At 41.2% G+C, this 10,544-nt stretch carries 8 protein-coding genes; 4 read left to right on the top strand and 4 right to left on the bottom strand.

Annotated features, from left to right (window positions below):
* Positions 1-30: 30 nt before the first annotated feature.
* Both ACJAZP_RS08255 and ACJAZP_RS08250 read left to right on the top strand, forming a co-directional pair.
* Positions 31-1,596 (top strand): Na+/H+ antiporter NhaC family protein, encoded by a 1,566-nt coding sequence (locus ACJAZP_RS08255; protein WP_415230267.1) that lies wholly within the window; start codon positions 31-33, stop codon positions 1,594-1,596.
* Between the two features lie 269 nt (positions 1,597-1,865).
* Positions 1,866-3,086 carry a class I SAM-dependent methyltransferase gene (locus ACJAZP_RS08250; protein ID WP_415230266.1) on the top strand — a complete coding sequence of 407 codons (1,221 nt, stop codon included), beginning with the start codon at positions 1,866-1,868 and terminating at the stop codon, positions 3,084-3,086.
* A gap of 98 nt (positions 3,087-3,184) precedes the next feature.
* On the opposite strand, the gene ACJAZP_RS08245 is transcribed toward ACJAZP_RS08250, so the two are convergent.
* The 4 genes from ACJAZP_RS08245 to smrB all read right to left on the bottom strand — a co-directional run bounded on the left by ACJAZP_RS08245 (position 3,185) and on the right by smrB (position 8,391).
* The gene (locus tag ACJAZP_RS08245; RefSeq protein WP_415230265.1) at positions 3,185-3,805 is read right to left on the bottom strand and encodes a LysE/ArgO family amino acid transporter; all 621 of its coding nucleotides are present in this window, start codon (positions 3,803-3,805) and stop codon (positions 3,185-3,187) included.
* A 317-nt stretch (positions 3,806-4,122) separates the two neighbouring features.
* Positions 4,123-5,715: an ABC-F family ATPase gene (locus ACJAZP_RS08240; protein ID WP_415230298.1), complete on the bottom strand. Its 1,593-nt coding sequence runs from the start codon at positions 5,713-5,715 to the stop codon at positions 4,123-4,125.
* A gap of 336 nt (positions 5,716-6,051) precedes the next feature.
* Positions 6,052-7,713, bottom strand: a complete 1,662-nt coding sequence (locus ACJAZP_RS08235; protein WP_415230264.1) for an AMP-binding protein — start codon at positions 7,711-7,713, stop codon at positions 6,052-6,054.
* 132 nt (positions 7,714-7,845) lie between these two features.
* Positions 7,846-8,391: an endonuclease SmrB gene (gene smrB, locus ACJAZP_RS08230; protein WP_415230263.1), complete on the bottom strand. Its 546-nt coding sequence runs from the start codon at positions 8,389-8,391 to the stop codon at positions 7,846-7,848.
* Positions 8,392-8,447: 56 nt separating this feature from the next.
* Between smrB and prmB the strand changes: the two genes are divergently transcribed.
* The gene (prmB, locus tag ACJAZP_RS08225; RefSeq protein ID WP_415230262.1) at positions 8,448-9,359 is read left to right on the top strand and encodes a 50S ribosomal protein L3 N(5)-glutamine methyltransferase; all 912 of its coding nucleotides are present in this window, start codon (positions 8,448-8,450) and stop codon (positions 9,357-9,359) included.
* Positions 9,360-9,440: 81 nt separating this feature from the next.
* A complete protein-coding gene (gene aroC / locus ACJAZP_RS08220) occupies positions 9,441-10,529 on the top strand; it encodes a chorismate synthase (RefSeq protein WP_415230261.1) in 1,089 nt (362 codons plus the stop codon).
* The last annotated feature ends 15 nt before the right edge of the window (positions 10,530-10,544 follow it).

The raw sequence follows: 10,544 nt of genomic DNA, 5'->3' as shown, positions 1-10,544 counted from the left end.
AAATACAAATAAAAAGTAAAGGTAGAATTAATGATTTTAACCGATTTTGCAACCTCTCCACTGTCAGTTATGCCGGCAGTGGTCGCATTAGGTCTGGCAATTATTACCCGTCGTGTTTTGCTCTCTTTAGGATTAGGTATCGTTTTTGGTGCGTTATTATTGGTAGATTTTTCATTTTCAGAGGGTGCGGTTTATATTCTCAACACGGTTAAAAGTGTGTTGATGGAAGAGGGCGGAATCAATACCTGGAATATGAGTATCGTGGCATTCCTGCTGCTGCTGGGCATGATGACGGCAATCTTGACGCTTTCGGGTGGCACCCGTGCTTTTGCTTTATGGGCACTCGAGCATATTAAAGATAAACGCGGCGCATCCCTGTTAGCTGCATTTTTAGGCGTATTTATTTTTATAGATGATTACTTTAATAGTTTGGCTGTCGGTTCAATTGCCAGGCCGGTGACGGACAGGTTCCATGTGTCTCGTTCAAAACTGGCTTATATATTGGATTCGACCGCAGCTCCTATGTGCATATTAATGCCTCTTTCCAGCTGGGGTGCCTACATTATGACTATTATCGGTGGTATTTTATTAAGTCACGGTATTACTGAATACTCTGCGTTAGGCGCTTACGTTAGACTGATTCCGATGAATTTTTATGCCGTTTTTACCCTGTTAATGGTTTTTGCGGTTATTTGGTTCAAGCTCGATGTTGGTTTGATGAAAAGCCATGAAATTGAAGCAGAAAAAAATGGCGCGCTAACCAATGGCGATCAACAAGCTGTCGATCTGCATGATGAATTTGGCATTGACGAAAGTGAAAAAGGTAAAGTGTCAGATCTTGTTTTACCGATTTTGTCGCTGATTGCAGCAACCCTGTTCTTTATGCAATACACCGGGAACCTGGCATTGGCAGCCAATGGTCAAGCGTTTTCAGTACTGGGAGCATTTGAAAATACCGATGTTGGTATGTCACTTTGTTACGGTGGACTGGTTGGACTGATCTTTGCTCTATTCACTGTTTTCAAACAAAAAATAGCCTTAAAGTTTATTTTTAAAGCCTCTTGGATTGGCGCCAGATCGATGTTTGGTGCGATTGTCATTCTGTTTTTTGCCTGGGCAATCGGCACTGTAATAGGTGATATGCAAACCGGTGCTTATTTATCTTCATTAGTGCAGGGTAATATTGGCGTGCAGTGGTTGCCTGTCATTCTGTTTATTTTATCGGGGGCAATGGCCTTCTCTACCGGGACCTCCTGGGGTACCTTTGGCATTATGCTGCCGATTGCCGGTGATATGGCAGGGGCAACAGAAATAGGCTTAATGTTACCTATGTTAAGCGCGGTACTGGCAGGCTCGGTGTTTGGCGATCACTGTTCACCTATCTCGGATACCACTATTCTTTCTTCCACTGGCGCGCGCTGCAGGCATATCGATCATGTCTCCACCCAATTACCCTATGCACTGTCGGTGGCAGGTGTTTCTGCGGTGGGTTTTGTGGTGATAGGCTTTACCGATTCCCTAAGCCTCTCTCTGGTTGCCTCATTTATCGCTTTTAGCGCGCTTATTTTTATGCTGAAATTATTGTCTAAGCGCTAATTTTTTATAAAAAGTGCTTAACTTTTATGCAAAAAATTTAACGTCTTTTATTTAAGAGAATGTTAACCGCGAGATAAGTAATGCCAAACCACTTTAGCGGTGGTTTGGCTGCTGCAATATGCGACCTTTTTCTTAAAAGAAGAGCCTGCTATTAAGCCTGTATTCCAAGCGGTGTCATTTTCCTCAAAAACCAAGAAATTTATTATTAAGCACAGATAACTGTTAACATAAGCATCTGTTTACTCTTTTGTACTTTCCCGGAAAACTTTATGCCCCATTCTGCACTCAATTCTTTTGATGATTTTTACCAACTATTGGCCGAAAGCCTTGAAAATAACAGTTTTACAAAACTGTTATTAAGCAAATACCGAGGTCCTGATAAGAGCTTACAACGTATTACTATTCGCCCCGTAAGCTTACAAAACAAGCCTGTGCTGTCGTTTGTTTACCGTCATCAAACCAATGATATTACTAAAAATTATTCCTATCAAGAGGGAATAGCTGCCATTAAGTTGTTATTAAAAGATGATTTTAAAAGTGCCTACTTGTCTGCAGAAACCCTTGAAACGCAGTTGGAAATCAGTAAAAAAGGTAAAATCAAAATAACGATTCATAAAGTCAAAGAAGTTAGTCATAAAATGAAAGAAACGAATAGCTCTCCGTTACAGCATGACCGTGAAAAAAAACGTTTTGTGGATATTAACCGTCCATTTTTAGCCAGCCTCGGGGTAACAGACAAGCAGCATAATCTTATTCCTGCCATGTCGAAAAAATGGAAGCAGATCAATAAATTTATTGAGGTATTTAGCCAGGCTTTGAGCGTCTCACCGCAAGCGGGTGATCAGCCTATTAAGGTGGTTGATTTTGGTTCGGGTAAGGGATATTTAACCTTTGCCATTCATGACTATTTACGCCATAGCCTGAATAATAATGCTCAGGTAATAGGAGTTGAATTACGTCAGGGATTAGCCGATTTATGTAATGAAACGGCTGCCACACTGGATCACCAGGGATTATCATTTGTTTGCGGCGATGTCAAAACCCATGCGCCCAAACAAACAGATGTAATGATTGCACTGCATGCCTGTGATATTGCCACGGATTATGCGATTCATTATGGTATTCGTGCTAATGCCGGCATTATTATGTGCTCGCCATGCTGTCATAAACAGATCCGCCCGCAAATGCACAGCCCTGAATTATTCAAACCTATGCTGCAGTATGGTGTGCATATGGGACAACAGGCGGAAATGGTGACTGATTCGCTACGCGCACTATTTTTAGAAGCACACGGTTATACAACCAAAGTATTTGAATTTATTAGCCTCGAGCATACCAATAAAAATAAAATGATTTTAGCCGTTAAAAAAAGCCAGCACGGCGCCAAGAAAAATCCTGAAATACTCAAACAGATCGCGGACATTAAAGCATATTACGGTATTAAAGAGCATTGCCTTGAAACCTTGTTGGATGAAAGTAGCGCCAATTAATCATCGAGCTGATTTATTTTAGATAATTCCAAACAACCCCGGTTTTTATTAAAAACCGGGGTTGTTTGGACTTTTTCAGCGCTCAGAAAAACACCCCTTTATCCCGCTAACCAGGTTGTCAGCAATGACCAGGCAATTGAAAACATAATAACCGCGACAGTCATATCAATGGCCGCTTTGATATGGGGTTTACTGAGCTGTTTTGACAATTTAGCAGCCCCTATTGCTAAGGTGAAAAACCAAAAAACCGATGCCGACATAAGCCCAAGCATAAAGTATATTTTATTGCTGCCCTGATATTGCCCGCCAACACTGCCGATGATCATAAGCATATCAATGTACACATGGGGATTTAAAAAGGTCACTAAGAAGCTGCTGATTAAGACTATTTTTAAGGATTTTTTTGCTGACCTGTGAGCATTACCATCAACGGCTCCGCCGAAGGCTGATTTTACTGACATCACCGCGTAACTGCATAAAAAAATAATGCCTCCCCAAGTTAACAAATCAAAGATCATTTCATTACTGGCTAACAGAAAGCTCCCACCCATCACACCAAAGCTAATTAATAGAATGTCTGAAAGCGCAAAAAGTGATGCGGTAATCAAATGATGATTACGATTAATTCCCTGATTTAACATCATTGCATTTTGACTCCCGATGGGAAGGATCATGCTGATCCCAAGGGCAAATCCTTTTGCTAACAATAGTAAACTCATTTGATTTAAAACCTTTATTTTTAATAGAGGCAGGATTTTGCACGTTTTAATGATGGAAGTATAATTAAAAATGTTTGTCTGCATTAAATGCAGTTCTTGAGCTTGCAGCAAATACTTTACTGGCACAGTTGCTAAAGGCTTAAATAAACAAATTTATCAACAGATAGTGACCTACGGGCGGCAGATGTTACAAAACCAATAGAATGATTTTGAGGGGGATTTAAGTTACTGATTATTATGGAAAGGGGTTAAGCTGAAAGCACAGTCAGAAAATTAAGTGATTAATTAACTGACTGTTGATTATTTACATGGCGCTATTAAGCGAAGCGCTGATTAGCAAGGTACTCATTATAAGTACCCTGGAAGTTAACCAGCGTTTTATCTTTAATATCGATAATGCGCGTCGCTAATGATGACACAAATTTGCGGTCGTGACTGACAAAAATCAAGGTACCCTGATAAACTTTCAGCGCATCATTTAATGCGTCTATCGCTTCGATATCCATGTGGTTAGTAGGCTCATCCATGACTAATACGTTAATATCCTGCATCATTAACTTGCCAAACAGAAGACGGTTTTTTTCACCACCGGAGCAGTTTCTGGCTTTTTTATTAGCATCATCGGCGGTAAATAATAAACGCCCCAACATGCCCCGCACGATAAGGTCATCGTGTTTAATGGTGCGCCATTGTGAGATCCAATCAAACAGATTTAAGTCATTATCAAAGTCTGCTGTACTGTCCTGCGGGCAATAACCGACAGATGCATTTTCAGACCACTTAACCACACCTTCATTGTTTTGCAGTTCATTTACCAAGCAACGCAGCAAAGTGGATTTACCGACACCATTTTCACCGATAATGGCTAATTTTGCACCGGCTTCTAAAATCAGTTCACCACCCTGGAATAACATCTGATCATCAAAACCGTGGCCAATATCTTCCAGGATTAACGCCTGGCGGTGCATTTTTTTACCTTCTGGAAAACTTAATGAAGGCGACATACGACTTGATGGTTTGACTTCATCAAGTTTGATTTTATCCATTTTTTTAGCGCGTGAACTTGCCTGTTTGGCCTTCGATGCATTAGCTCCAAAGCGGTTGACAAAGTCCTGTAATTCGTTAATTTCAGCACTTTTCTTGGAATTTTCTGCCAATAATTGTTCACGAATCAAACCCGCTGCGGCCATGAAGTATTCGTAATTACCTGGGTAGATACGTAATTCACCGTAATCAATATCGGCCATATGCGTACATACTGAATTTAAAAAATGACGGTCATGAGAAATAATGATCATGGTACATTTACGTTGATTAAGCTCGCCCGATAACCAGTCAATAGTATTAATGTCGAGGTTGTTGGTAGGCTCATCAAGCAGCAAAAGATCGGGGTTAGCAAACAGAGCTTGTGCGAGCAATACGCGTAATTTCCAGCCCGGTGCAACTTGCTGCATCAAGCCAAAATGAAACTCTTCTTCAATACCCGCGGCTAACAAGATTTCACCGGCACGACTTTCTGCGGTGTAACCATCCATTTCAGCAAATTCACTTTCCAATTCGCCAACGGCCATGCCGTCAGCTTCGGTCATTTCAGCTTTCGCGTAGATACGATCACGTTCTTGTTTAACTTTCCATAATGCAATATCACCCATTATGACAACATCAATGACATTATATTGCTCAAACGCAAATTGATCCTGACTTAGAATTCCCACTTTAAGCCCGACTGATTGAGACACATTACCTGAGCTTGGTGCCTGCTCACCACTGAGGATTTTCATAAAAGTAGATTTGCCACAACCGTTGGCGCCAATTAGACCATAGCGGTTGCCCTTACTAAATTTAGCTGAAATGTTTTCAAACAAAGGCTCAGCGCCAAACTGCATGGTGATGTTAGCTGTACTAATGATAATTGTTCACTCCACGGTAAAATTCTTTAAATTTAAAAGTAACGTTATATAAAAACATTACCCTCTAATCTTCGGTCGCAGAGTATACCAGTGAAAAGTGTGAACCGCATTACACTTCGTCTTAAAAAACGAATAATAAATAAACAAATTAATAAAATCATTTAAATTTTAATGACTAAATTTACTCACCGAATAATGAGTCATCGCCATTTTTTGCTTTTATCGTCTGTGCAAAACAGTTATTTTGGAGTTTATTGTCATTGAGCTGCTATTGATTGCCGGTTCGTTCAGCTGATAAAAAGAATGTTTAAAGTTAAATAAGGTTATAAATGTTATTTACCTGAGATCCTTACGCAGTATCTTGCCGACATTACTTTTAGGCAGTTCTTCTCTTTGTTCAAATAAGCTCGGGATCTTATAACCGGTCAGATATTTTTTACAGTGAGATCGAATCTCCTTCGCGCTTAAAGGACTGCTGCTGACGTAGAATAATTTTATTTTTTCGCCGCTAACATCATCGGCAACGCCAATGGCGGCTGCTTCAATGATTTTTGGATGAAGCGCTGCTATCTCTTCAACTTCCGAGGGATAAACATTAAATCCGGAGACTAAAATCATATCTTTTTTGCGCTCCACAAGGGTGAAAATCCCGTGAGCATCCATTTGACCAATATCCCCGGTTTTAAAAAAACCATCTTGAGTAAAGGCATTGTCGGTTTCCTGTGGCTGTTGCCAGTAACCGGCCATCACCTGCGGGCCTTTAATCTGTATCTCACCCATTTCATCCGCGGCAAGCGGATTATTGTTTTGATCGGCAATACGTATGTCGGTACTCGGGAGCGGTACACCAATGTTCGCTTGAAAGGTTTGTTGGGTATGCATTCCGCCGGCGACAACGGGCGAACATTCGGTTAGTCCATAACCTTCAATAATGCTCATGCCGGTCAATGCCTCCCATTCGGTCGCTATATGTTTCTGGGTCGCCATACCACCGGCAATAACAATGCGTGCCTGGCTGAAATCGAGTTTTCTGAAAGCCGCATTTTTTAATAAACCGTTAAACAGGGTGTTGAGGCCGAATAACATAGTGAAGGGGTATTTTTGTAAGTCTTTTACGAAACTTTTGATCTCCCGTGGATTTGTTATCAACAGATTTTGTCCGCCCATAAACATCAGCATCATCATGCTGACGGTATTGGCGAAAATATGGTAAAGCGGTAAAGGTGTCACCGCTTTTTCTTTATCCAATAATGTTCTCGGGCCGAAATGAGCGAAAACCTGAAGCACATTGGCAGCGATATTCTGATGGGTTAATACTGCGCCCTTAGCAATACCCGTGGTTCCCCCTGTATATTGTAAAAATGCCATATCCGAAGATAAAACAGTCGGTCTGTCATAGTGCTGTAAAGCGCCCTGGGTCAGTACCCTGCGCATTGAAATAGCGGACGGCAGATAATACTTTGGCACCATTTTTTTTATGTATTTGACCACAAAATTAACTAAGCTGCGTTTGTAGGGGGCTAATTGGTCACCAATGCTGGTTAAAATAATATGTTTAATGTCGGTGTCGCCTAAAACCTGCTGCAGGCTGTTACCAAAATTGGTGACCGCGACAATGGCCGTCGCACCGGAATCTTTTAATTGCTGGCGCAGCTCTCTTGGGGTATAGAGCGGATTAACATTAACCACTACCAAGCCTGCCCGTAATGCACCAAATAATGCAATTGGATATTGCAGCAGATTAGGCATCATCAGTGCGACCCGCTCTCCCGGCTGCATTTTGAGTGTATTTTGACAATAAGCTGCAAATGCTTTACTTTTTAAATCTAACTGTTGATATGTGAGCGAATGGCCCATATTGATAAAGGCAATATTAGCAGAGTATTTTTCGCTGCAATGTTCAAACAAGGCTAATAAATTATCGAACTCAGTAACATTAATTTCGCGGGGAACATCACTGGGGTAGCTTTTATACCAAGCTTTATCAGTTAGTATCATAGGTTAGCCTTGGTCGAATAGTTGATTTTTTTATTGTTATTATTATAACTAACTGAAGATAAGATGCAGGTTTTAGGATCGAAAATAGCTAACCTGAGTCAGTTATAATAGTTGTTTTCCTCACAGCGACAATTATCTTTCATACTCGCGTTTTTTTTGCCAGTCTTCAAGTTCCACTAATACCAATAAAGCACCGTGTCCGCCAAACTCTAATGGTGCCTGATGGAAAGCTAAAATATCCGGATGTTGGGCTAACCATAGGGGCACCTTTTTTTTCAAAATATGTTTACCCACACCGTGCATCACACTGCAGCAATATAATCCCTCTTTTTTACAGCAGGTGATCAGTGCTCCCAATTCACGTTTAGCTTCTTCCTGAGTTAAACCGTGCAAATCTAAAATAATTTCAGGTGAAAAATCGCCGCGTCGTAACTGCTTAAGCAAATACTTGTCGGCATTTTGGCGTCTGTAACGCACCGGTCCCTCTTCGGCCAAGTGAGGTTCAAAACCATCGGAAAAATGGCTTGTTTCAAATGACTCTTCACGAATTTGTTTAAGAATCTGCCTCTTCTTGATATTTTTAGTCGGCAGTTTTATGGTATCCTGCCGTAATTTTTTTATACCTGAAAACTCTGCACTAAACAGTGAAAAATCATCATTTTTATTTTTATCGGTCATGGTCTTTCCTACACTGTTTTGTACGCCAAAAGAGTTTACCTTAATTGGAGAATAGATTGGATACGATTTTTAAAGAAGAAGCAATAAATGAACTGCTAACAGTCCAAGATCTGTTGCGTTGGGCGGCAACAGAATTTAATCGTGCAGAGCTTTTTTACGGTCATGGTACCGATAATGCGTGGGATGAAGCGATACAGCTTATTTTGCCTTCTCTGCATTTACCGTTAGACAGTAAACCTACGATTCTGGATGCACGTTTAACACGCCGCGAGCGTGAAATGCTGGTGGATAGAATTGTGGTGCGTATTGAAAAACGCATTCCGGTTGCATACTTAACTAATAAAGCTTGGTTTGCCGGCTTGGAGTTTTATGTTGATGAGCGTACTCTGGTTCCTCGGTCACCGATTGCTGAATTAATTGAAGCACATTTTGCACCTTGGGTATCCAATGCGCCTAAACGCATATTAGATTTGTGCACCGGCAGCGGTTGTATTGCGATTGCTTGTGCCTATGCATTTCCGGAAGCCGAAGTAGATGCCGTTGATATTTCTGAAGATGCATTGGACGTTGCTGAAATCAATATTCAGGGTCACGGCCTGGAACAACAGGTTTTTCCAATTCAATCGGATCTTTTTTCCGGTATTGAAAATGAAAAATATGATCTTATTGTGTCTAATCCTCCCTATGTTGATGCACAGGATATGGATAATTTACCCGGTGAATATAAGCACGAACCGGAATTAGGATTAGCTTGCGGCATTGATGGTTTAGATCTGGTTCGTAAAATGTTGTCTCAAGCCAGTTCAAAATTAAATGAAGATGGAGTACTATTTGTCGAAGTGGGTAATTCTCAAGTCCACCTTCAAGAAGCTTACCCTGAAATTCCATTTACATGGATTGAGTTTGAAGCGGGCGGTCATGGTGTATTTGTGTTAACCAAAGCACAACTTGATAAAATTAAAATTTAATTTTTTAAACAATATTGCAAAGTAACTGCGGCAAATTTTTATTATCTGCAGTTTTGTACAATTTAAGAACGGGAAATAATTATGGCGGGCAGCAGTATTGGTCAACTTTTTAAAGTAACCACCTTTGGCGAAAGTCACGGTGCCGCAATAGGCTGCATCGTGGATGGCATTCCACCAAATTTAGAAATCAGTGAAGCAGATCTGCAGCATGATTTAGACCGCCGTCGTCCGGGGCAGTCGCGCTATACAACGATGCGCCAGGAGAAGGATCAAGTTAAAATTCTTTCCGGTGTTTTTGAAGGTAAAACAACCGGCTGCAGTATCGGTTTAATGATTGAAAATACTGATCAACGCTCCAAGGATTATTCTGAAATTAAGGATCTGTTCCGTCCGGGTCATGCGGATTATACTTATCATCAAAAATTCGGACACCGGGATTACCGAGGGGGAGGTCGTTCTTCTGCGCGCGAAACTGCGATGCGTGTTGCCGCCGGCGCGATTGCAAAAAAATATTTAAATGAACAGTTTGGTATTGTCATTCGTGGTTATTTAAGTCAGTTAGGTGATATTAAACCTGATTCAATTGATTTGAATGAAGTTGAAAACAATCCTTTTTTCTTTCCGGATCTGTCCAAAATCAGCGAGCTTGAAGATTATATGAAAGCGCTGATTAAAGAGGGTAACTCCGTGGGGGCGAGAGTAACTGTGGTCGCATCGAGTGTACCCGTTGGCTTGGGCGAGCCGGTATTTGATCGTTTAGATGCAGAGCTCGCGCATTCATTAATGAGTATTAATGCGGTTAAAGGTGTTGAAATCGGTGACGGTTTTGCATCTGTTAGTCAAAAGGGGACTGAGCACCGTGATGAAATGACGCCGGAAGGGTTTTTATCAAACCATGCGGGCGGCATATTAGGCGGGATTTCAACAGGCCAGGATATTATCGCGCATATCGCTCTAAAACCGACATCAAGTTTAACTATCCCGGGTCGTACTATTACCAGCAATGGCGAAGCGACTTCGATGATAACCAAGGGGCGCCATGATCCCTGTGTTGGTATTCGTGCGGTGCCTATTGCAGAAGCACAAATGGCCATTACATTACTTGACCATCTATTGCGTCATCGAGCTCAGAACTTACATGTAACAACCAATACGCCCTTTATTAAATAAGGTAGCAGGGCTTGT

Origin of the sequence: Psychromonas sp., assembly GCF_047632955.1 — a bacterium.
Lineage (GTDB): Bacteria > Pseudomonadota > Gammaproteobacteria > Enterobacterales > Psychromonadaceae > Psychromonas.
This window is presented reverse-complemented; position numbering and strand designations above follow the sequence as displayed.

Coding starts and splice junctions, on each gene's coding strand:
- smrB (WP_415230263.1), bottom strand. CDS start 8,391: ATGACCGATAAAAATAAAAATGATGATTTTTCACTGTTTAGTGCAGAG.
- ACJAZP_RS08235 (WP_415230264.1), bottom strand. CDS start 7,713: ATGATACTAACTGATAAAGCTTGGTATAAAAGCTACCCCAGTGATGTT.
- ACJAZP_RS08255 (WP_415230267.1), top strand. CDS start 31: ATGATTTTAACCGATTTTGCAACCTCTCCACTGTCAGTTATGCCGGCA.
- ACJAZP_RS08250 (WP_415230266.1), top strand. CDS start 1,866: ATGCCCCATTCTGCACTCAATTCTTTTGATGATTTTTACCAACTATTG.
- ACJAZP_RS08245 (WP_415230265.1), bottom strand. CDS start 3,805: ATGAGTTTACTATTGTTAGCAAAAGGATTTGCCCTTGGGATCAGCATG.
- aroC (WP_415230261.1), top strand. CDS start 9,441: ATGGCGGGCAGCAGTATTGGTCAACTTTTTAAAGTAACCACCTTTGGC.